Annotated in this window: 21 protein-coding genes and 2 pseudogenes; 15 read left to right on the top strand and 8 right to left on the bottom strand. The window is 50.5% G+C overall.

What is annotated here, in order from left to right; genetic code table 11:
* The 3 genes from SERS4_RS27265 to SERS4_RS0100175 all read right to left on the bottom strand — a co-directional run.
* The coding region (locus tag SERS4_RS27265; RefSeq protein WP_037410049.1) for a fimbria/pilus outer membrane usher protein at nt 1-1,503 on the bottom strand (1,503 nt) is incomplete at its 3' end.
* 54 nt (nt 1,504-1,557) lie between these two features.
* Nucleotides 1,558-2,103 (bottom strand): fimbrial protein, encoded by a 546-nt coding sequence (locus tag SERS4_RS0100180; RefSeq protein WP_017891050.1) that lies wholly within the window; start codon nt 2,101-2,103, stop codon nt 1,558-1,560.
* Between the two features lie 83 nt (nt 2,104-2,186).
* Complete coding sequence (locus SERS4_RS0100175; RefSeq protein ID WP_017891049.1) at nt 2,187-2,711, bottom strand: fimbrial protein; 525 nt, start codon at nt 2,709-2,711, stop codon at nt 2,187-2,189.
* 449 nt (nt 2,712-3,160) lie between these two features.
* On the opposite strand from SERS4_RS0100175, the gene SERS4_RS25515 reads away from it, so the two are divergent.
* Nucleotides 3,161-3,973, top strand: coding sequence for a winged helix-turn-helix domain-containing protein (locus SERS4_RS25515; RefSeq protein ID WP_017891048.1), 813 nt, complete (start codon nt 3,161-3,163; stop codon nt 3,971-3,973).
* A gap of 114 nt (nt 3,974-4,087) precedes the next feature.
* Nucleotides 4,088-4,465 (top strand): hypothetical protein, encoded by a 378-nt coding sequence (locus SERS4_RS0100165; RefSeq protein WP_172641802.1) that lies wholly within the window; start codon nt 4,088-4,090, stop codon nt 4,463-4,465.
* A gap of 257 nt (nt 4,466-4,722) precedes the next feature.
* Here SERS4_RS0100165 and SERS4_RS26000 read toward each other — a convergent pair.
* Nucleotides 4,723-4,986, bottom strand: a pseudogene (locus SERS4_RS26000) (transposase); the annotation flags it as partial.
* A gap of 66 nt (nt 4,987-5,052) precedes the next feature.
* Here SERS4_RS26000 and SERS4_RS0100155 point away from each other — a divergent pair.
* A protein-coding gene (locus SERS4_RS0100155) for an IS3 family transposase (RefSeq protein WP_156816620.1) occupies nt 5,053-6,203 on the top strand; the annotation gives its coding sequence in 2 pieces (ribosomal slippage) (nt 5,053-5,311 and nt 5,311-6,203; 1,152 coding nt in all).
* 113 nt (nt 6,204-6,316) lie between these two features.
* Here the strand turns inward: SERS4_RS0100155 and SERS4_RS27415 are convergent.
* Nucleotides 6,317-6,442 (bottom strand): annotated as a pseudogene (locus tag SERS4_RS27415) (IS3 family transposase); the annotation flags it as partial.
* 1,090 nt (nt 6,443-7,532) lie between these two features.
* Here SERS4_RS27415 and SERS4_RS25505 point away from each other — a divergent pair.
* From SERS4_RS25505 to SERS4_RS0100120, 6 genes are all read left to right on the top strand, one after another.
* Nucleotides 7,533-8,903 carry an O-antigen ligase gene (locus tag SERS4_RS25505; RefSeq protein ID WP_172641801.1) on the top strand — a complete coding sequence of 457 codons (1,371 nt, stop codon included), beginning with the start codon at nt 7,533-7,535 and terminating at the stop codon, nt 8,901-8,903.
* A 12-nt stretch (nt 8,904-8,915) separates the two neighbouring features.
* A complete protein-coding gene (locus tag SERS4_RS25500) occupies nt 8,916-9,575 on the top strand; it encodes a helix-turn-helix transcriptional regulator (RefSeq protein ID WP_017891041.1) in 660 nt (219 codons plus the stop codon).
* Nucleotide 9,576: 1 nt separating this feature from the next.
* A complete protein-coding gene (locus SERS4_RS0100135; protein WP_017891040.1) occupies nt 9,577-10,224 on the top strand; it encodes a protein disulfide oxidoreductase DsbA in 648 nt (215 codons plus the stop codon).
* A gap of 40 nt (nt 10,225-10,264) precedes the next feature.
* Nucleotides 10,265-10,660, top strand: a complete 396-nt coding sequence (locus SERS4_RS0100130) for a hypothetical protein (RefSeq protein WP_017891039.1) — start codon at nt 10,265-10,267, stop codon at nt 10,658-10,660.
* Nucleotides 10,657-11,976, top strand: coding sequence for an FKBP-type peptidyl-prolyl cis-trans isomerase N-terminal domain-containing protein (locus tag SERS4_RS0100125; RefSeq protein ID WP_017891038.1), 1,320 nt, complete (start codon nt 10,657-10,659; stop codon nt 11,974-11,976). Before SERS4_RS0100130 ends, SERS4_RS0100125 begins: the two co-directional genes overlap by 4 nt.
* 374 nt (nt 11,977-12,350) lie before the next feature.
* Nucleotides 12,351-12,794 carry a toll/interleukin-1 receptor domain-containing protein gene (locus SERS4_RS0100120; protein WP_253275377.1) on the top strand — a complete coding sequence of 148 codons (444 nt, stop codon included), beginning with the start codon at nt 12,351-12,353 and terminating at the stop codon, nt 12,792-12,794.
* 2,616 nt (nt 12,795-15,410) lie between these two features.
* Here the strand turns inward: SERS4_RS0100120 and SERS4_RS0100110 are convergent.
* From SERS4_RS0100110 to SERS4_RS26835, 3 genes are all read right to left on the bottom strand, one after another.
* Nucleotides 15,411-16,346, bottom strand: a complete 936-nt coding sequence (locus SERS4_RS0100110) for a hypothetical protein (protein WP_017891035.1) — start codon at nt 16,344-16,346, stop codon at nt 15,411-15,413.
* 434 nt (nt 16,347-16,780) lie between these two features.
* Nucleotides 16,781-17,044 carry a replication regulatory protein RepA gene (locus SERS4_RS0100105; RefSeq protein ID WP_017891034.1) on the bottom strand — a complete coding sequence of 88 codons (264 nt, stop codon included), beginning with the start codon at nt 17,042-17,044 and terminating at the stop codon, nt 16,781-16,783.
* 218 nt (nt 17,045-17,262) lie between these two features.
* Complete coding sequence (locus tag SERS4_RS26835) at nt 17,263-18,141, bottom strand: hypothetical protein (RefSeq protein WP_156816619.1); 879 nt, start codon at nt 18,139-18,141, stop codon at nt 17,263-17,265.
* Between the two features lie 824 nt (nt 18,142-18,965).
* Between SERS4_RS26835 and SERS4_RS0100095 the strand changes: the two genes are divergently transcribed.
* The 6 genes from SERS4_RS0100095 (at nt 18,966) to SERS4_RS0100080 (ending at nt 23,137) form a co-directional block, all read left to right on the top strand.
* Complete coding sequence (locus SERS4_RS0100095; RefSeq protein ID WP_017891032.1) at nt 18,966-19,448, top strand: transcription termination/antitermination NusG family protein; 483 nt, start codon at nt 18,966-18,968, stop codon at nt 19,446-19,448.
* 54 nt (nt 19,449-19,502) lie between these two features.
* Entirely contained in the window at nt 19,503-19,712 is a 210-nt protein-coding gene (locus SERS4_RS26830) for a hypothetical protein (protein ID WP_129935392.1), read from the top strand.
* An 87-nt stretch (nt 19,713-19,799) separates the two neighbouring features.
* Nucleotides 19,800-20,033, top strand: a complete 234-nt coding sequence (locus SERS4_RS26825; RefSeq protein ID WP_128865607.1) for a hypothetical protein — start codon at nt 19,800-19,802, stop codon at nt 20,031-20,033.
* Nucleotides 20,030-21,055, top strand: a complete 1,026-nt coding sequence (locus SERS4_RS0100090) for a toxin co-regulated pilus biosynthesis Q family protein (RefSeq protein ID WP_017891031.1) — start codon at nt 20,030-20,032, stop codon at nt 21,053-21,055. Before SERS4_RS26825 ends, SERS4_RS0100090 begins: the two co-directional genes overlap by 4 nt.
* Nucleotides 21,055-21,480, top strand: coding sequence for a type IV pilus biogenesis protein PilM (pilM, locus tag SERS4_RS0100085; protein ID WP_017891030.1), 426 nt, complete (start codon nt 21,055-21,057; stop codon nt 21,478-21,480). The genes SERS4_RS0100090 and pilM overlap by 1 nt, the downstream gene beginning before the upstream one ends.
* 22 nt (nt 21,481-21,502) lie before the next feature.
* Nucleotides 21,503-23,137 (top strand): PilN family type IVB pilus formation outer membrane protein, encoded by a 1,635-nt coding sequence (locus tag SERS4_RS0100080; protein ID WP_037410042.1) that lies wholly within the window; start codon nt 21,503-21,505, stop codon nt 23,135-23,137.
* Nucleotides 23,138-23,139: the final 2 nt, after the last annotated feature.

Genomic DNA, 23,139 nt, shown 5'->3' with positions numbered 1-23,139 from the left:
GTACATCTCCTTGCTGCTGTTGGTTCGCGTGCCGTCGCGGCGGGCATCCAGGTATTCACCCATCGACATATAGTTGCGCTCCGAGAAGCGGTAGCCGGCAAAGGTTACCTGGCTGTCGTAGTCGTCAAAGCGCTTGGAATAGCTCAGGCGGTATGAACCGCCGCTCAGCGTGCCCTGTTGCGGCAGGTTGGCACGTGACTGGGTGGCGTCGAACGACAGCGCGCCGAACATCATCAGGTCGCGCCCCAGCCCCAGCGCCAGTGCGTTGTAATCGCCGCCCGCCACGCCGCCGCCGTACAGCGACCAGCCGTTGCTCACCCCCCAGGAAAACTCGCCGGTGCCGAACATCGGCCCGTCGATGTGGTGTTCCCAGTCTGCCGGCCGACCGGCCGCCACCTTATAACGCACCGATCCGGGCCGGGTCAGGTACGGGATGCTGGCGGTGTCCATCTGGAACTCCTGCACGCTGCCGTCCTGCTCTTCCACCCGCACGTCCAGCTGGCCGCTGACCGCGTCGTTGATGTCCTGAATACGAAACGGCCCCGCCGCCACCTGGGTTTCATACAGCACGCGCCCTTGCTGGCGAATAATCACTTTTGCATTGCTGCGCGCTATCCCCGTCACCTCCGGTGCATAGCCGCGCAGGTTGGGCGGCAGCATGTTGTCGTCGGTCACCAGGCTGGCACCGGCAAAGCGCACGCTGTCGAAAATGTCGGAGTTTAAATAGTCTTCGCCCATCGTCAGCCTGGCGCCCAGCTTCGGCAGTGCGCGGTAGGCGTAGTAACGGCTCCAGTCCCAGCTGGTGCGGGTTGGTTCACCGGAGCCGCCCTGGCGATCCAGCCGCGATTGCCAGTCGGCCCGCAGTCGCCAGGCCCCCAGATTGCCGCCCAGGGTGCCGTTGCCGCTGAGGTTATAGCTCTGCGTGCCCTGCTTTTGCTGACGTTGGCTTTGCGCATTCAGGTTGTAATCAAACAGCAGGCCGGGAATGCCCTGGTCCCAGCGCGAAGGGGGGTCCCAGTTTTCTGCGGTGTATTCCAGGTACGCCTGCGGAATATTCAGGTACAGCGCCGCGGCGCCCAAATCGCCGCGGACCTCCATCCCCTCCAGGCTATGGGGATCCAGACACTGGTTTTGGTGCCACCAGGTCAATTTCAGTAATGCAGATTCTTTTAACCCCAGTTGTTCAGCCAACTGCGGCGTAATACAAGCTTCACTGCCTTTGGCATCGTCATCCGGCGGATAAAACGCTACCGGCTGATCGGTTAATGTCTGTTTATTAATATGCACGGCAAACAGATAATCGCCGGGCATAATAAAGTTGCCGCGAGAAAACTGCTCCAGGTCAATATTGGCGCGATCCGTCACATCCAGTACGTCGGTATTGAATTCAATATCAGCAGCTACGGCGCAGGCAGCATTCCCCGCCAGAATAAAGGCGATCAACAGCCCCAGGATTCGCGGTCGTATTTTCCCTATACAGCCATATGACGGAGTAGTTAACATCCGCAGACCCTTATCAATAATTATTTAATTCGCAGTTACCGCGTTCAGGCAGGTTTAGTAGTAATCCATTTTAAATCGCACGGTGGAGTAATAACTCCCGGCCTTCATTACCTGATTATTGCCAATCAACCGCAGGCCATAATTAAATTCCATGGTGCCGGGTTGTAATTCATTTTTTTCCATAGGCATACCCGGTGCGGCGACATTCCCCCGCTTATCGGATATTTGCAGGGCAATGCCCTTGGCGTTTCCGTCAATACCAAATAACCCGGCATCTTCTCTGCCATCAAAGGTCACTTCAAAATATCGCCAATCGTCCAGCGCGGGGTTGAACTTCTCCAACGTGCAATTCACCAGCTTAATAGTAAACTCGTGTAATTCTCCCTGACCGTCACGAATAACCTGGCTGATGGGCAATGTCGCCATGGTAATGGTTTGGTCAACACTTTCGATATCAATGGCACAGGCTGAGGCAATAATTCTGCCATTCACGGTAACTTCGCCACGCCCCTGATTGGCAGATTGAACCATAGAGGAAAACAACAACAGATTAAGTAACACCGCGCTCAGTAATATCCTTTTCCCACGCTGTGAATACATACCATCTCCCCACATAACAAGTTAATAAGCAGCATGCGGGTTGCCCCGCATGCAATTAACTGTGCGAATTAATCGCCGTGGGCTTATTGGTACGCCAGGGTAAAGTCAGCAACAGATTTGAATTCGCCCGGGGTGATGGCAGCAGAAGCACCGTCGCCCTGCAGGTGTGCGGTGAAGCGCAGGGTCGCCTGGCCGTCTTCAATTTTTTGTGCCTTGCTGGCTTTGGTCAACGGCAGCAGTTTACCGTCGATGTCGTTGATGGCGATGCTGGCGCCACGTGCAGAACCTTTCATAGCCAACAGGCCAGGAACCGCTTCAGACTCAGTACCGCTAAAGGTGGTGGTTACGTTTTTAGCGGTTTCAATATCACAACCTACCAGCTTGATCAGAATATCCTGCGGTGTAGACTTGCCACCATTCTTAAGCTGCACGGAAGCAATCTCACCCAATTTAACAGTCTGATCCAGGCTACCTGGTTCAATAGAGCATGGCGCATCAATGATTGAACCGCTAAAGGTCACGCTGCCGGAACCTTGGTTAGCAGCGTTAGCCATAGAGATGGTACCCAGAGTCATTACTGCAGCCAGCATAATTTTATTCAGTTTCATTTCTACTTTATCCTTAATTAGGTCTTATCCCATAAATTTTCGCGAAGTCGTCATTTTTCAGCGCCACACTGCCAACGCATAGGAGCAGGATTTTACGCCCTGTCATTCGTTGCGTTATGGCCATCGGCGACTGACAAACATAATAAATCTCAAAAACAAAAAAAGCGAAATAATCTATTTAATTGCATTAAATTAGATTAAAAATCCAATATTAATTAATTAAACAGAATTAAATGCTATTTAATCACAAGTTATCGGATAAAATTAAATGTTAATTTTTTTTTAAATCCCCGCACAGTCCAGTGTGGTTGGTTATTCCACTAAAAAGTATTGACTGACAGGGTGAAACCCCTTTAAATTTCAATAATCGAAAATAAGAATATTCTTATCGTTGATTTTTTACTCTTCCGTACCACAAACGTCCGAACCACAAAAGAACGAGTATCTATATGAAGTACATATTGAATTTCACCGTGATTTTCGACACTAAAAGTCGATTATTAATACTTAAAAATAATGACCAACTAACTGTAGGGTTATCTAGCCCGGCCACACGCTTGTTAAGCGAATTGATAAAAAATAATAAGATCGAATTGGCCCGTGATACGCTAATCAAAAGCGTTTGGGAGGACTATGGATTTTCCCCCTCAAGTGCTACTTTGAGTAATCATATTAGCGAATTAAGAAAGGCATTTGAAACACTTGGAATTAGTAAGGATATTCTGATCACTATACCGAGAATAGGATTCAAGATGGAAGCAGAGATCCATCCTGAGACTAATCTAGAGAAAGAGTCAGTCACTGTTGAAAACACAGAAAACACAGAAAACACAGAAAACACAGAAAACACCTATTCACTATACGAAAAGATACGGAATGGAATTATCACGCCGGCCTTATTAAAAAATAAGTGTAACGAAATGATAAGGTCAGTATTTTTCTTTCCGTTTATCTTAGTGGCTATTACAATTGGTACAACATTAATTGTCATGACCAAGGATGACGAACCGACGTTTATCGGCACTCAGGATAAGTGTAATATTTTTACATTAGATGATAATAAAAAAAACATTGAACTATTAGATAAAGCTAGAAAAATGGTCTCCAATGAGAAGATAGATTGCACAAAGGTAAGTATTGACATATTCTATATAGAAGCTCGCCCCACCAACGAGCTGTTCAAAATTCATTTTTTGGCCAGCTGCTTCAAAAGTGACAGTGTGAATTATAAACATTGCAATAGCTATAAATTAGTTGAGTAGATTGAAATGTATAGAATTATTTTTTGTTCTTCAGTTTTCATTATCGTCATCCTGAGTGGTGTTGTACTTTACCTTAATCACTCGAGTTGGAAGCCGTATCGCTGTAACGCCCACGTGAATTCACACATTGTTTCCATTGATGGTAATAAAATTGAGCTTAACATTGATGTCAACGTTCTTAATGCACAAGAAAATAAAAGTGAGTGGCTCGTACTTGGTTCCCTTAAGGTGATGAATAAAAACTATGCTATTTACAGGAAAATGTTCATTTCAAATAATAATACTGACTTTATAGGGTTTACTAACTCAATAATTACTCGGGAAGAGCGTCATCCTCTCGATAATACTCCGGATGAAGTTTGGCAGCAGTACATCTTGCCGGAAAGGCCCGGTGTCGAATTCTATCTAGAACAGAAACGCTTGAATAAGAACCGTGTTCTTTTTAAAGGGCTAGATAACCCCTATTTTTTATGCACTATTATAGAGAATTAAGCTCAAAGGCATAATTGAAAATTTTGCAAGAAATTATGCCTTCAAGCTAAAACAATAACCTTATAGAAAACATAAAAACCATCAAGCTGAGTAGCCTTACTCGGCCTCACACATTAACGGAAGGTTTGACGAGTTATTGGGTTTTACCGCATCAATATAAGCATCTGGGCCCCAAGATGGTACCACTATTCCATCAACTCGATGATTAGTTGACCCGCTCCCTGTATGTGATCCAGCCATAATCAGGAATAACCGGCTCATTCTAGCTGCATATTCTGGCAACCGGCAGATTTTTCAGCAAATTCTGAGGGGGTCATCCAGCCCAGTGCAGAATGGGGACGACTCTGGTTATAGTGTATGCGCCAGGTCTCGATTTTGCACCGTGCATCCTCCAGAGACATGAACCAATTTTCGTTCAGGCATTCCTGCCTTAATCTGCCGTTGAAGGATTCCACCGTAGCGTTGTCCGTCGGTTTTCCCGGGCGTGATAAGTCGATCCTTATCCCTCTTTCATACACCCACTTTGATCCTACCCGCGAATAGTGGACACGCGACTAAGTGAGTAAACTCTCAACCAGAGGTGACTCATGACAAAATCAGCATCAACCAGCAAAAAGCCCCGCAAGCAACATACGCCTGAATTCCGCAACGAAGCCCTGAAGCTTGCTGAGCGTATCGGTGTTGCTGCCGCTGCCCGCGAACTCAGCCTGTATGAATCTCAGCTCTACGCGTGGCGCAGTAAGCAACAACAGCAACTGACATCGTCTGAACGTGAAAGCGAACTGGCTACTGAAAATGCCCGCCTTAAGCGACTACTGGCTGAGCGGGATGAGGAACTGGCCATTCTCCAAAAGGCCGCGACATACTTCGCCAAGCGCCTGAAATGAAGTATGTCTTTATCGAAAATCATCGGGCTGAGTTCAGCGTCAAAAACCTGTGCCGGGTACTGCAGGTCGCCCGCAGCGGCTGGTATGCCTGGCGTCTGCGTCGTCAGCAGATAACACCACGTCAGCAGTTCCGGCTCGTCTGTGATACTGCTGTCCGTAAGGCATTCACTGAGGCAAAACAGCGTTATGGTGCGCCTCGTCTCGCTGGCGAACTGCCTGAGTACAACGTCAAAACCATTGCCGACAGCCTGCGACGTCAGGGACTTCGTGCAAAGGCTGCTCGGAAGTTCAGCCCGGTCAGCTACAGAGAACATGGCCTGCCGGTGTCTGAAAATCTGCTGAAACAGGATTTTTACGCGAGTGGTCCGAATCAGAAGTGGGCAGGAGACATCACGTATCTTCGCACCGATGAGGGCTGGCTGTACCTCGCGGTGGTGATTGACCTATGGTCGCGGGCTGTCATCGGTTGGTCGATGTCGTCGCGGATGACAGCGCAGCTGGCCTGCGATGCGCTGCAGATGGCACTCTGGCGACGTAAGCGACCGGGAAATGTCATTGTCCATACAGATCGCGGCGGGCAATACTGTTCGGTGGACTATCAGGCGCTGCTGGAGCGGCATAATCTGCACGGTAGCATGAGTGCCAAAGGATGTTGTTACGACAATGCCTGCGCGGAAAGCTTCTTCCATTCGCTGAAAGTGGAATGTATCCACGGGGAACGCTTTATCAGCAGGGAAATAATGCGGACGACGGTGTTTAATTATATCGAGTGTGATTACAATCGGTGGCGTCGTCACAGTGCCTGTGGTGGCCTCAGCCCGCAACAGTTTGAAAACCAGAACCTCGCTTAGGGCCGTGTCCACATTACGTGGGTAGGATCACTTGTCCAGTATTTTCCCTGCAAATTCAGAACCATTATCGGTTTTCAGCAACTGCGGCAAAGGACGCCTGAACGCTATACTGCTCAGCATCCCGGCCACTTCTGTCCCACGCAGATCCCCAGGCATTCACGGGTGTAAAGGTCGATAACCGTCAGCAAGCGTAGTTGTCGCCCGTCAAACAACGCATCAGAAACAAAATCCATGCCCCAGACGTGGTTTGGATATAAACCCTGAGGCTGCGGCTGCGGCGGTTGGGCAGATTATTGAGTCGTAGCGACAGCCCCTGATCACAGTAGAGACGGTAGATCCGTTTGTGATTGTCGCGCCAACCTGCAAAACAGCGACTTCTGGCCCCAGATTAGCCACAGAAAAGCTCAGATAGCGTCATCAGATAGTGGTCTCCACAGAAACAATTCGTCACTGGATGATGACTGATGACTGATGATCTCTGAGTTCCGCATACCCGGCGTAAACTCTGGGTATGCCAGCCACGGTATCGTCGCGGCTATCTCGGTGAACTCATTCAAATTGACGGCTCTTACCATGACTGGTTTGAAAACTGTGCATAAAAATATTGGTCATTTAAAAACAGGTCGCGCTACTTTACCGACTCCGTTCGGAAAATACGATAGAACCACCGTGAAGGCTACCAAGCAATTCCCACTCCTGAGATAAATAGCATTATTAGCGAACCACATGAATTTAATTTAATTTAATTTAATTTAAAATTATAAACATTAAATTGATTTTACATGCCTATTTTTGACATGATATACGAAGGATTTTAATAATTATACTTTTATTCATTCAAACCTAAAATGAGATGGGTGAATAGAGGATTTAAACTTATCATGGCATTGGGTAATTAAATTTATACCTTCCACACACAAAATAATTCCAACGATGGGTATCGCAATACGTTTGACTGACAACTACTTTTACCTAAGATGATAATTTCCAGTCGGAACTATACCAAGTAGTTGTCGACCAAGGCCCGTATTTATAAACAAAATAATAAAAAAGGAATTCACCGTGGCTTTTCATATCAATGTGCTAATAACCCTCGGCTTGTCTTTGGTACTGTTTGGGTGCTGGCTGTGGCACGCTCGGTGTCGCCGTACCATCGTCGTTTCACCTGCCCTAGCCTGTTTCACCGCCGGGGTGGTTGTACTAGCTCTCCCCTTGTTGTACACCCCTGATATGAGGTTTGCGAGAGCAGCATGGCGGGTCGCAGGGGTGACACTCGGGGTCTTTGTATTTTTTTCCTGCATGCAACCTCGCTGGTACCGACACACACTGATGACTGCCCTCTATGGAGTGCTTTTCCTTGTCTCGGCCGAGACTATCATTGCAGGCCAGCAGTGGCTGATGCCCCACAGTGCCTGGGTTCCACTGTATGGCAACCGGATATATGGCACCTTCTTTCAGCCCAATGTCCTCGCCAGCCTGATAGCCACAGGTATCGCACTAACCCTCACACTTTTGTTGTTGCCCGGACTAGCCGCCAGACCTGCTCGCTTTGATGGTACACGCCGTTCAATCCTGTTCGTTTTGCTGGCCGGGCTCGCAACTCTGTTGGTGTGCATTCAGTCCCGGGCAGGATGGTTAGGCGGTATTGCTGCAGTGTTGCTGCTTTTTCGTTTCGGTCGCTTCAATACCCCGAACACCTTGGGTGCCGTCATCGCACTGACCGGCGGGGTCGTCCTGGGGAGTGCCTGGTTGATCTCCGGCAACTCTCCCCTGCCGCTGACAGACCATACCGGCAGCAATCTGGCTCGCTGGAGCATGTTGAGTGATACGCTCGCCATGATTATTGAAAAGCCGTTGCTGGGCTGGGGTTATGGCGGGTTCGAGTACGATTTCCAGCACTTTCGCGTCAATCAGGTGCCCCCCACCCTGGTGACCGAAATCGCCCGCCATCCCCATAACGAGATCCTGCTGTGGGTCGTGGAAGGCGGCGGGGTTGGACTAGCCGGTGTAGGCCTGATACTGGCCGGCATTGGCATGATTGTTCGCCAGGCCATTCAGCGGGACCGCAGTGCCCTCCGTGCCGGCCATCGCCTGGCCGGGGTGCCAACAGCGTTGTGCATCATCGTACTGCCCATGGCTATCCATACCCTGCTGGAGTTTCCGTTCTACATTTCGACGTTGCATTTTGTCACGTTCCTGCTGTTGCTCGCCCAGGCCGACCGCCTTGGCACAGTGCTGCCGACGCGACGCACGTTATCGATTGCCACGAGCACAAGGCTAAGTCTGGCCCTGGCCGGACTGGCGCTGAGCGTTGCTGTGCTGGCCGGCTTTACCCTTCGGGGGGAGGTATCGCTCACGCAAGTGGAGCGCTTCGGCATGGAGGATGTGATGCCCTTAACCACCTTGCCCCCGCTTTCGCGTCACCTGCTTTTGGAGCGTGTCACCTTTGATGAGCAAGTAGGTGCCCTGATGACCTACAACCAAACCCGGGATGAACGTCTGCTAGCAGGATACCGTCACTGGGCACAAACCTACCTGATGAACCGTATCGACAAGAACGTGTACGCCAGCCTGATAACCGTATTGCAACACCAGAGACACACTGCACTGGCCATACATTATCGCCAGGAAGCGGCCATATTTTTCCCCATGGACGGGCGTTTTTCGCACCCCAACCAACATGATGACCACGCGCAATAGCAAGGACAAGCGATGATAAAAAATCATATCAACATCCTTATTCAGGACTCCAACCGGTATTTTTCTCAGGGCCTCACTGCCCTATTGCACGCTGAATGTCAACGCAGACACATCTGTGTGACGTTTTTAATGCCCAGATACCGCCACCGGGCCGACATTGTTATTTTTACGAATAATGGCTACTCGCTCATCAGAGCCAACTCTTCGCCTGACGGTCAAGCCCGGCAGAGCCTGCTCCTTATCGAAAACCACATCAATTACCAAACCGCTTCGCGGGTGCAGCCCAACATCGGTGTCATCAAGCGTCGCGATAGCATCAGTACAGTGCAGGCACTGATTGAACTGACGTTAGCACGTCACCATGAGGCTCCCGTCAAAAAAGCCTTGCCTGGCAGGCAAAAACTGACCGCCCGGGAAAACGAGATTTTATCCGCTATAGCCCACGGACTGACGTCGAACCAGATAGCCCGAAGATATGGCCTGAACATCAAAACGGTCAGCTCACATAAGTGCGCCGCCATGCGCAAGTTAGGGCTTTCCCGCATTCACGACCTGTATCACTGGCTGCGCTGCAACCCCATCCTGGAACAGACTTTTGAGGTGGGTGGGCGAGCGACATCCCCACACCTCATGGACACCCTGATGAAAATTAACCTAATGTCGGAAATTTAACATGACCCTTTATCGAAAACTCACCGCGCTGATGCTGTTCACCCTGAGCTTTCAGAGCGCAGCACACGCCGACATGTCTGCTTCTCGCCCCCTACCCGAGGAGGGTAAGGAATACACCCGACTGGTGCCGCCCGTGGCGTCGGCCCCCAGGGTGGTCGAGTTTTTCTCGTTTTACTGTGGGCCCTGCTACCAGTTTGTGGAGAACTACCCGGTGACGGACGCCATCAATAAAACGCTGCCCCAGGGGGAAACCGTCACCCAATACCACGTCAGCGCCATGGGCTCCTTGGGAAATGAACTCACCGAGGCCTGGGCCATCGCCATGGTCATGGGGAAAACGGGCGCGGTTGAAATGCCGCTGTTCGACGCCATGCGCAACGGAGCGCTGACGAGCATGGCTGATATTCAGGTGGTCTTTGCCACGGTGGGGATTGACACCGCGACCTATGACAACGCGCGGCACAGCGTAGCGGTAAAAGAGGCGATTGCGCGACAAAATGCCGCGATAGCCGCCTTCGGCGTCAAAGGGACGCCAAGCTTTTACGTCAACGGAAAATACCACATCCACAATGCCGGCATTGCCGCCCCCACGGCTGGCGACTATGTGAACGGGTTTGCTCAAGTCGTTCAGATTTTGTTGAATAAATAACCGTCACACAACCATTTACGCTTAGCGATTAAGGACAGTCATGAAATACATTCGGGCAGTATTACACACCAGTGCGATGGTTTTTGCATTGGTGCTTGCGGGGTGTCAGACCCCATCAAAACCGTTAAAAAAAGCGTCAGTGCCCCAGGAGTACGGCCCCACCCAGGCCGAACGCGAAGTGGCGCGCCTGCAACAGTGTCAGAAAGAGCTGGAAGCACTGCGTACGTTGCAGCCCAAACAGTTCAGCGTTTACAAACAGGAATTTGACCGCCTGATGAGCGGCGCCGTCCAGTATTCCGGTCTGCGTACCCGGGTGAATGCCGATACCCAGGACACGGTGGATGCCCTATACCGGTACCGCGTCAATAAGTTGTGCGCACAGATTGACCAGGCGGTGCTGTTGGGTCTGGCTGAGCGGGGTGAAGTTGCGCAATGAAAACCACCGCACTGCGTTTAACCTGCTTTAGCCTGCTGGGCAGTTTGTTTCCTCCGATGATGGGGCACGCCGAGCCCCCCGCGCAGAATAACATCCCGGTTTTGTTGCAGTTTGCCGAGCAATACCAGCCGCAGGCACCGGCAAAAACAGCACCGCCCACAACGGGTGACACCCGCGCCACGGCGCCCGCCCAAAAACCGTCGCCGCAAAAGACGGTCCCACCGGGGCCGGTCACGCGCCCCGGTGCCTGGCAGACCCGCGACGCCGGCCTGCAACGCCAGCTGGCCACCCTCGCTGAACTCCGGCAGCAGCTTGCTGCGCTGCGCACGCAACTGGAGGCCGCCCAGACAAACGTCGTAAAAATGCCCCCCGTCGACATGAGCGGTTTGCAGCAACTGGCCAAAAACCTGCGTCAGGCTCTGGCCATCACCCCCACCGAAAAGCAGGCCGCCGCGCAGGTCAGGCACGCCGTGCAGCAAGGTGCCGAGATCGTCACGCTCACAGCGCAACACCGCGAACTCCAGCATCAGCTGTTGCTGGTCCGGGCCGAGACTGAACGCCGGATGCGCGAGCGCGATACCGCCCTGAACACGTTGCGCAATAGCACGGACACGCAAATTACCCAGTTGAAAACGGCCCTCGCCGCCTCGCAAAGCCGCGCCGCGCAAGGGGTCAGTACGCTCCCCCTGAACACCGCCAAACACCGGCAGGACTATGCCGCTGGCGTGTCACTGGGCGAGGAAATACGGCTCATGCGGGACGAACGGGCTCGCTGGGGCGTCAATGCGGACACGCAGCTTATCCTGGCGGGCATCAGCGACACATTTGCCGGCGAGCGCCGACTGGATGACAAGGTGCTCAACACGGCCCTGGTCGAGGCGGAAAAGGCGGTCACGACAGCCCGGGAGAAAACCCTGGCCCGGGAAACCCGGACCGGCAACGCCTATCTGGAAAAATTCAGGCAGCAGGCGCAGGTAAAACAGGCGCAGAGCGGGTTCTGGTACCAGGTTGATTATACCGGGGACACGGCCATTCCCGAGGGGGCCAGTGTGGATGTGGTTGTGAAGGAGATGCTGACGGATGGCACGGTGATCCAGGACATGGAGGCCGGCGGTGTCATGCTGTCACAGCCGGTGGCCAATTTCCCGGCGTTATTTAAAGAGGCCATTGGGCTGCTGAAGAATCACGGGTCAATGACCCTGGTGGTGCCGCCTGCGCTGGCGTACGGGGAAAAAGGCTACCCCCCTAAAATCCCACCGAATGCCACGGTCGTGTATCAACTTCGTATCGCAGACATGGTGCCGGCTCAGGGCTGATCCGTGGTGTTCAGGAACACGCAACCCACAATCACCCAGTATGGAAACCTGTCATCCAAAGGGAAGTCTCTCAATGAGAGCAGATAAACCGGTTTATCCCGTTCGTTGTAGCGTATTGAAAACAGAAGGAGTACCACATGGCAAAATGCACCGCACCAAGAAATGGGCACCGTACCGCGAGTGGAGCGGCGGCGTGTCCCGCATGCAGTAGCCGTTACAGCGGCTATCGCTCATCCTCATATTCGTCCCCGTCTTATTCATCCGCAGGCTATGGAACCCGCAGTGGTGGGTACAGCAGTAGCGGACGGCCACGCTGGTCACGCACCGGCTCATCCGTTGTGTACACCCCGGCAGACGTTCGGACACTCACCCCCGTGCGTGAAAACGTCGAAAAGCGTGCCTCTGTGCCCGACCTTCGGGACGTTTTTCTTTGCCACGCCTGGGACGACCGAAACGGGGCCGCCCGGGAACTTCATGATCTGCTCGAGTCACACGGTGTGTCGGTGTGGTTCAGTGAAAAGGATGTGCTCCTCGGGGCGACATTACTGCGTGAAATAGACAAGGGACTGGCTAAGTCCCGCGTCGGGATCGTGCTTGTCACCCCGTCGCTGTTGAAGCGTCTCGCCGGAGAAGGCATCGCAGACAAAGAGCTTTCTGCACTGCTGGCACGTGACCTGCTCGTGCCTATCGTGCACGACACGACGTATGAAACGCTGCGTGAAGTCAGCCCCTTGCTCGGCTCACGCAGTGGGTTAAGTACGGCAGAAGATACGATGACCCATATTGCGGAAAAACTCGCGGAGCTGGTCACCGTCTAACGGCGTAGGCAGCGGGGTTGCCCGTACGTATTGGCTTAACGGACAGACTGTTCTGTCCGTTAAATGCATACCTGTCACCCATGTGTCTCTGCTGCTGCACTAAGTGTATCTAATTTAGACTGTTTAATTGTACGTGATGTTAACCACCGCACTTCCTGATAACACCCCAGCGGAATTACTTTCGACCCCCATGATTTTAGCGCGTAGGTCGATATTCATAGTAGTGAGTGCGGGTGCATATATCCGATGTTTTTTCCCATAGCCCGCCCCCCAATTGAGGATGGCATATGTGTTGCTGTTCCAACCGAGTGGAATGACCTCCCCTGTGTTCGTTTCGATGCTAACCGAAGCGTCCTGAGTACATATCATGGTCACACCCGGAACCACTATTTCTGGCGGTACTTCCCCCACCCTTAACGTAGTCGCGATGTTTATACTATCGGGCTTTATGAAACAGGTCCGTGCCTGAACTAGCCCCCTGGCGCAATTGGAAATAATAGAGTCGGTACGCATACCCCCATACTCCGCAGCAACGACGACACATGGATTAGAGCCCAGGTAAGCAGGGAGATGGTCGCTCCCCTCTCTGCTTTTATTCTCAACTGCGGCCCACCATTCCCCGACGGTTTCATACAGCCAAGATTTCTGTGGAGTTTGCCAGCCTGTACGGTCTGTTGTTAAATAGGACTTTCTTCCCGATGGGAGCCACGACTCGTCTATGGTAAAAAATTTTAATTCGCAGTCTTTCAACTGATAACACGGATTGCGGGTGCGGTCGTTTGTGCTACCCCCAACCACCGTCGCAGAGAAAGCTCCGTTCGTGTCGGTCGGGACCTTCGTCACACCGATTGTCAGTGCGGCTGATGCCCCTATGGGGAGGAAGGCAATCAGCACTAGAGCGATATACTTCATGCATTTGGTCTCTATATTTTATGCCACTGTCACTTTATTCATATTCCAGGCTAAAGGTGATCATCGGTGACTGAAAAACATTATGATAAGTCTAAAAAACAAAAAAAACCAAATAACCCATTTAGTTAAACTAAATCAGACTAAAGAACCAACATTAACCAATTAATTAGAATTAAATCCCATTCAATCACGGAAAACTGGAGAGGGGGGAGGGGTGTTAATTAATTATTATTCCGAACCACAAACGAACGAGTATCTATATGAAGTACATATTGAATTTCACCGTGATTTTAGACACTAAAAGTCGATTGTTAATACTTAAAAATAATAACCAATTAACTGTAGGGTTATCTAGCCCGGCCACACGCTTGTTAAGCGAATTGATAAAAATAATAAGATCGAATTGGCCCCTGATAGGAGTATCCAGAAGACTCCTGCATTCCATCTTTCCGGGCCAGATAATAAGATAGACTGAACATAATGCTAATCCAGACGAGCAGGACGTTCGTTTGTTACTTCGCTTAATTTTCCCACCCCGCTCATTCTGTAACGGCAGTTGCTGCCACATGTCATACAACCATTTACCAATCCGCCACAACCTGGCGAGGTTATCCAGCCAGTTAATAGTGTGTCCCAGCGCTTTATTTTTTTCATTTTCATTGAATAGTTTCTTTTACCTGATCTCCAGTTCAGCTTTGCGTCACGACGCTGGCTGCTGGAAAATTTCTGCAAAAGGATATGATTTCGTCTGGCATTGGTTCTTCTTTAGGTTTGTCACGACGGGCGGACTGTCAACTAAGAACCGGTTTCTCAATGCGCGTTAGCGCATGAAGGCGACTGCCGTTTTCAAAGAGTACATAGTTGGTGAGTGTCGCCGGTAACGCGGCGTAGCCGCTCAGCTCTGATAGGTATCCCCTATCTTCCCCCTTGCCCTGCTAAGCCAAACCCAGTTACAGCAAATCAGAACCTTTTTTGCGCGGTCGGAGTGGTCACGGCAAGGCGTAGTCGCTGCCGGGGCGTAGCTCCGCGTTAGCGGCCTGTAAGGGCGCTTACGAGCGTGTACAGCTGGACTAACCGCAATATTCCAACAGCAGCTCAAATCTTAGTTACAGCATCGATCATAAAGCCACTCTGTTCCGGGCCTTTGGCCCGGAACAGAGTGGCTTTGCGGTGGTGAGTTGGCATCTGAAGTTCCCGACTGATTGCTGTTATTGACGTTGCTGAAGCGCAATCTTTGCTGAATTTAGGTAATGCGGAAGCGACGAGGCCTGGCGTAGCCAGGAGGTGCTTTTCCGGCGTAGCCGGCGGATGTTATGTTTAAGATCTGCTTGTTCCTCGATCTTGCTGTTCTCTCTGTATCTGCCCGAGCAAAGCGAGGGAGGTGCCATCGAGCGCTATCGCGCGATGACATCCCCTTTTTTAAAAGGCTTATTTTGTAATGGATTAACGTTCGAAATTAACGATATCAATGGGTTAGTATTCGAAACTAATTCTCCCCTTCGAAACTACTTTATATCAGTTCGAAACTAATGCTCTTCGGAATGCATAACCGGTTTAAAATGTGGCCACTGTGTAGGACGTCGTGAATTTTATTGGTCGCCGGCAGCGGTAGTTGCGGCGAAAAGAAGAGTATTTCAGAACGCCAGGCAGCAGAAACCCCGCGTCTGGCAAGACTCGGTATCGAGGAGGAGGTTTAGGAATGGATCAGAGCTGGCCAGCGCGCTCAAGCAGCTGCCGGTAATAACTTTCCGGATCTCGCTGCAGTAAACCTGACTGGTCTTTTTTCAGCGCCGCTTCCAGTTGCACAACCTGGTGCGGCATAGCTTTACCGGACCAGCTGACAAATGCCTGATAGAACGGATTGGCTTTTCTCTTTCCCTTCGCGGAGGCGTTGATCCGCCCCTGCAAGCCGTCCAGGACAGCATCAAGACGCTCAGAGTTCTCGATAGTATCCAGTGCGTCTTCCAGTTGGCCAACGGCACGTTCTTTTTCGCGTGCAAGATCCGGACTGACAACCCACCGCTTGATTTGTTTTAGCCGGTTGCGCAGCGAATGCCTGTTTTTGAGGTCAATGCCGATGTGCTCAATGCGTAGGAGGTGTCGTTCGTATTTGGTACGCAGCGTTTCTGTCAGGCCATTTTTGATGGCCCAGGTGCGAAACTGACCGAGCCACTGGCGAATTTCGTCGACGGCGATCCCGCGCGACGTGAAGAATTTTTCGCTGAGCCAGATGCGTAGTGGTTTGTTCTGTCCAGAATCGGTGTCTTTATCATGCAGCACAATGGCGTACTGCAACTGCTCCATGACCGACAGCGCGTTCAGCGCGACGTCGTAGGCTTTTCGTCCATTATGGTACACATGCAACACGCCCATATAGTGAGCGAGCTGCTCCATTGGCGCCATGATCTCAAACGGGTAGTCGCTGTCCGGATTGTAGTCGCAGTTGGCGGCCATAACCTGGCTTAGGGCCGTCAAGGCTTCACAGGCTTCTGAGCGAGCGTGTACGCGCATCGGTTTCGGTACGTAATGGCGATCATTGCGTTTGGTATAGGGAACATAGCCGCTACGACGCAACTCGACCAAATCAGTGTTGCGGTGCCAGTTATGCCTGCTGACGCGTGCGACAACCTTCGATGCCATTCCTCGAGGAACAGCACAGCTTAAACCCGGTTGATAACGACGGTGAACCTTCGCCAATCCTTTGCGAAGAGCGTTAGCCTCTCCGCGACGTGTTTGGCGTGGTTTAATGAGTGTTGGGCTTTCAACAGTGATTAAATTGGTGCTAGTCAAAGCACCCTGTGCTTATGTTGCACAGAAGGAGTTGAATTTTTTTTTGCACAATTCTATACTCCCTGCATAGAGCAACGCTTCTATGCAGTTTTTAGTGAGCCCCGTTAATCTTTCGTCTCCGCCAAGAAATGAGAAGATTATCGGGGTTTTTGCTTTTCAGAACTGGAGAGAACTCTCAACAGTGCTGCCCTGGCCACTTTACGGGTGTGACTAGCCACATAAATCATACTTAAACAGTCGGTAATCTAGCATCCACAAGCTAAAGACTCAAGAAAGTAACCCCGTTACCTTTTGGCTCTGCGCTCTATTTCACACTCAATTAATCTTTCAATTAGCTCAGCTTGTGTTAAGCCATCTTCATTGCACAATCCCACCAAGCCTTCTTTCAAAGAATTGCGCACAAAAATTTTAATTTCCTTATGCGTCATCTTCTTACGTGCTATCGAAACGCGCTGCTTCTCAGCCCCACTGAGCGGGGTTCCTTTGCGATATCTACGTTTACCTGTAGCAAAAGAATTGTCGATGTTAGTTATGATGGCTTGGGACATCTCATCCCCCCATTTCAAAAAACGATCTCACTACGATCAGTGCGACAATATTGTTGAGATTACTACAAAATCAGCCACTTAACAGCCAAGAGAAGGATCTTTTTCACGCGGATATCATAACTAACTGAAAAAAAAGAAATTTCAGATAATTACAAATAAAATGTCAACCCATCGTTCTGAGTGTTTTTAATACAAATAAAAGCATCTGAGCGAATAATTCATGGAGTTCTAAGTGATTTCTTCTGAAGCTTTAGCTCTATTTCCTCAATCAATTGATGAACCACCCTGACCAAATCTAACGTCAACTGTTCCGCAGCTTCAAAACTGAGTTTAAGGATGTTGATTTGTCCTTCACCCAGCACGTTTTGCAATGTGACGCGTTTGAACCCATCCTGCTGGCGCCTTTCCTTCAATAAATGAGTAATTCTCTTGGTTATTATCTTTGCCATATCTGGGTATGCTGGATTACCAAAGACATGTATATAATTTTTTACCAAGGGCTCCCAAGAAAACAGTATGTCATATCGACTGACAAAACGGGCTTGCTTAGGAGGAAAGTGCCACAGGACGATAAACGGCATGCTATTCCGCATGCATAACTCAAAATGACGTTGCCATACATTAGGAACTGCTCTGCCTTCACACAACAGATAATAATTAGATGGTATAAGCTCTGGAACAGTGGCAGGAATATGTTCAGATAGAACAGTGCTAATCTGGGTTTGCCAGTGCTCACGCAGTCTCTCAATCATTGGTGGGATAGTGATGCATAACCAACTTAGGGGGATGTACACAGCGATAGAAGGGGCAACGGTTCCTTCGCCCTCAGAACGAAGATGTACCTTACAACTATTAACTATCTCAATTGCTTGAGGATTTTCTTTGCATGTCGCAAGCCAAGTGATAAATGGTTCCGGAACAACATGACATAAATTTCCCCAACTACGCCCGTACTTATAAAGGCTCCAACCAGACCGACGAATGTAGTGATGCTGTACATACAGCACTAATTGCTGTGTCAAAGCATCCTGAGTGGTTGTTTTGATTCTGAATCTTTTACGCGGTTTGATAAGTAAATCAATAAACAACGTTGCCATAAACGCCTATCAGTCTGTGTATCATCACTAAACGTATAATGTTACTCAATAATTCCGTTAATAACATCCAAAACCACTAGTTTCGGCCCAAAGTGAACCTTATATTTTTTAATATATGATACTGATTAATAATAAAATATTCTATGTCACCTTAATTTCTGATGATTGGATTCCATCTTAGCCCTCAACATCATGAAGACTTCCAACCTTGTACATTGATAATGTGAACAATTACCAAATCGATAAAGAAAAAAAATCAAATTCAATAAGAATCCACTTAAATAACTGCCAAAAAACCGAAACACCGCGCCAAATCGTTCAATAAATAAGCAAACGGACAATTGATTAATATAGTTAATTATTCTGTTTTGCTGCTTATGTCGATCTAATGATCTGTAAAAAGGATTTTTTGCAGATCATTGATCCGAAAAGTTGGGTTTGTCGGGATTTTAGATCTGCCAATGGCATCATTTACAGCATTTAAGATCGTATAAAAAAGCATTTACACAATTTACGTTTGCAAATACACTTCGCGGCATACTTAAGCACAGGCTTCAAAGGATCGCCAGTCCGCCAACTAGCACCCCCGTTGAACCTTGTAATTTTGCTTTAGCCTGGACTGTGCCTGATTACACCTAATCTGGCACCTCCCTGCCCCGGGTGTCGGGTGCAGTCCAGGCTAAAGCGCAGTCAGGAGAAACCGCGATGTCCGTTTCCTCTTACAACAGCCTCTGCCAATCATCCAACATGGGATTGATTTTGGCGGAGCCTGCCTGTCTCGCTGCGCTTTATCATTTTTCTGCCGCTCATCAACGGGGAATGTCATGGAACGCTGGTATCTCGCCTGCCATAAAGCAGGTAAAGACAATGTCTTTAAAGCCCAAATGACGTTAGAACGCATGAATATCATGGCGTTCAGCCCTGTCATGCGTACATACCGTCCCCGTTCCGATCGTCCAGGCCAGCTGCGGCCGGTGATGGAGCAAATGTTTCCTGGGTACCTCTTCATCTTCTTTGATACCGAAATCCACCATTCATCAAAAATCGAACTCTGCCCTGGGATAAGTCACCTGGTACGTTTTGCCGGTGAAATCACTCCAATTCGAGATGCTGTTGTGGATGACGTAATGCAGTTACCTGTTTGCGTGCAAGCCTTTTCCCGTAAGAACCCAGGCAAACGACGCTGGGATAAAGGGGCAACACCTCTTAATCAGCAACAGCGCCAACAAATACAGGCGTTGGTTGATACAAATGATGGCGACACCCGCAGCGCCCTATTCTTTGCCTTCATAGAAGCACTACGCTAACCGCTATCCCCGCTTTATTTGATTTCAGCATTTCTCTGTACAACCGGAGGATAGATGTCGAAGCAAGCCCTGAGTAAAACCATTGCCGTTGACTGGCAACCCGAAGATTTTGTCTTGCAAACATTCGCCCTTGAAGACGATGCCCGGAGCACTTGCCGAGCTGAAATTGACAGCGGTGAAAATTTCCTCCCTCAATATTTATCCCTGCTGAGCCGTTGCCGCTCACTGCGCCAAACATCACGCCAGCAGCAAAGACATCCCTAATTAACACCCCCCTTGGCTGCCCGGTACCCCGGTCGGTCTTTTTTATTGATTACGTGCTTACGTCTCTACGTAACCGAGGTGATATTTATGACACAACGGAAAAACTACTCATTGAATGCCAAACATAATCAGATGCTTAATGAGCAAGCGGTAAATTTGACGGGGATCCTCAGTCGTCCAGTAGCCTGTCGTGATGTGCTTGAGGCCATTTTGGACCTGACCTCAACGCTGGATAATAACGCCCTGGCACAGCGAGTTCTTGATCGTGCCAATGAACCAAAGCGTGGTCGACGCCCCGGCCCGAGGAAAAACCGCCTATGAAATCATTCCTCCCCGTCGCTCTTCCGGTGGTGTTGACTGGGTGTGCCCTTAATACCCACACACCGCCGACAGTACCGGCACAGCAGTTTGTCACTACGCTGATCCAGGAACAGCTCCCCATTATCCAACAGGCACAGGCAGAACTCGCTAAAGCCAGCCGTGTAAATCTCTCACCGGGCACGCCATTACCTTTACCTGCTTCATCAAAAGTCCTGCCGGCAAGAAATGCAACTGAGACACCTGCACTGGCGGGTCAGGCTGTTCCCACATTGCATGCTATTCGTTATCTCGGGAAACGCGTTGGAACACCTGCGCTGGCGGGTGCAGGTAAATCCCAGACACTTCGTCAGGCTTTGCGCCAGATAGTGCCGGCAGGGTGGCAAGTTGCTTTCTCGCAAGAACTTAAGCCGGATACTCGCGAAACACTACAGTGGGCCGGTAATGATCAATGGCCATTTGTTTTGGACGACGTCTTGCAACGACAAAGCAAGGTGGCCTTGCTCGATTGGCAAGCCCAGCGCGTTTCCGTCGCGTCCAAATCGGCCGCGTTTACACCAGGAATGGCAGTAACATCACCACAAATCAAAACGTCAGGACCTACGCCTACAGCCCCAACGAGCACCAGTAAACAAGGTGCGGTTGCTTCTGGGCGCAATCCATTCGGTGGAAAATTACCAGTGCCACGTCCTGCTGCAGCGGTTAAAACCACTGCATTTGTGACCTTGCCTAAAACAGTTATTAAGCCAAAGGTCTGGCGGATAGAAGCCGGTAGCACGCTGAAAGACACCCTGTTTAATTGGGCTGCAAGTGAAACGTGCTCTACTCCGGGAGTCGCTAATTGGACTGTGGCGTGGCTGACACAAGCTAACTATCGTATCGATGCTCCGTTGCAGTTTGAGGGCAGTTTCAGAGATGCGCTGAACGGGTTGTTCACGCTATACGGTACGGCAAAAGTGCCACTGTATGCAGGTGTGCGTAACGAACAATGCGTCATATCGGTGGACGATAAGGAGATCCACTGATGGTCTATTGGCTGTTATCGGTGTTTATAGGTTTCCTCGTCTGGTCAAACATATCACCCCATGACCAAACGGGTACACAGTTGCAGGATAGCACGCTGAGCCAGCGCGCTATTCAAACCGTCCGTTATATCAATGATATCAATGACTGGCGCTATAACAATCCTTCGCAAAAAGACGGTGTAATCCCGGACAGCGCCTTCGGCTGGTCATCCCTTCCTGCGTTACACAATGTACTGCAGGCTGACCGTGTCTATGTCTACCAACCTGACCAACCTGGGCTGATGTCTGCGCTGTTAGCACAAAGCCGGCACTCAGCCTTAGTTGGAAAAGTTGTTGCAAGACGCCTGTTAGACAGTTTTGGCAACGACATGCAGGTCAATGTGCCGGATAGCATTACTGACGGTAGCCTGGTGTACCTCAACTAATCCCTCTCCCCCAAGGTTAAAAATGAAAAAACACCTCCCCTTAACCGGGTTGGCGGCGACATTGTGTTTGCTGCTTTCCGGATGTGCACCACTTGAACGTATCGACAAAATCGACCACACCGTCTCACAGAATGAAAAACAAGCCGATAAACACCTGCATGCGATAAAAAACGGCGCTGTCGTTCGTGATCTGACATCACAATGGATCAACCCCTATCCATTAAATGCGCAGGCCGGGGGTAATGGCTTACTACCGCCCTGTGCCGTCGCCATCAACCGCCCCGGTAGCATTACGTTGGCAGAGGTCAGCGCCTTCATCAGTAAACGATGCCGCCTGCCTGTCGTCGTCACCCCGGATGCACAAGCCATGCCCGCCCCAACAGGAGGCGGGAGGACGGAACAACTCAGTGGCCCCGTTCCCGCACCAGACCCTAATGGGATGGTGCCTTTGGCCGCGTTGGGCGGCTCACCCGTACGCCCTGCACCGGCGGTAACCGGTGGTACTGCACTGAGGGGCGTGTTTTGGCAGGGGGAACTGGGCGGGTTGCTCGACAATGTCACCACACGCCTGGGATTGTCATGGCGTTATGAACAGGGCCGGATCGCTATTTTCTACCTCGACACCCGCACCTTCCCGGTCATGTTTATGGACAGTAAAGCGAGCTTTGGCTCCAAGACAGTGAGCGGTACCACATCGTCAATGGGCGCTACGGGCGACAGCAGCGGCGGTGGACTCAGTGGAGACTCAAATACCTCCCAGGCGACCGAGATGGAAATCAAGTCCAGCCTTTATGAGGACGTCACCAATACCATCAAGTCGATGCTGACGCCGGGTACCGGCCGCATGAATCTGTCCGCCGGTGTGCTAACTGTCACCGATACGCCGCGTGTACTTGAACAGATCGGTCGTTATCTGGATGACCGCAACAATGAGCTCAATCGACAAGTGGTGCTCAACGTACAGGTCTACAGCGTGGAAAAACGCACTCAGGATCAGTACGGAATTGATTGGAACGCCGTATTCAACAGCGGCAGCATCGGATTGTCATTGACCAATGCATTCAGTGGTGCTGCTTCCGATGCCCTGAACGGGGGTGTTTCTATCCTTGATGGCAAAGGTGCCGGCACAAAGGCCTTTATCAAAGCCTTGTCCGAGCAAGCGAATGTTAGCGTGATGACCGAAGCATCCAGCATGACCACTAACCTGTCCGCAGTACCCATTCAGGTTGCTCTGCAACAGGACTATGCCTCCAACGTCACCACCGAAAACACGGCCAACGTCGGCTCATCGAGCAGCATCACCAAATCGACGATCACTACCGGCTTCAATATGACGGTATTGCCATTCCTGATGCCCAAGTCGCCAAAAATGCAGCTGCAGTTCGCGATTAATATGTCGGATGACCCGACCATGCGCACGTTTACCAGCGAAAAAACGTCTGTCGAACTGATGAAAACTCGCCTCAAGACGTTTACCCAACGCGTGATCATGCAGTCCGGACAAACGCTGGTGCTGAGTGGCTATCAGTCTCTCAATAACACCGCTAACCGTCAGGGAGTTGGGAGTTTCCGCTTCTTCGGGCTTGGCGGTGGAGCCAACGGTGAGAACAACAAAACCATGCTTGTCATTCTTATCACCCCTGTCATCTTGGGATAAGC

It is taken from the genome of Serratia sp. S4, assembly GCF_000347995.1.
Lineage (GTDB): Bacteria > Pseudomonadota > Gammaproteobacteria > Enterobacterales > Enterobacteriaceae > Serratia > Serratia quinivorans.
This window is presented reverse-complemented; position numbering and strand designations above follow the sequence as displayed.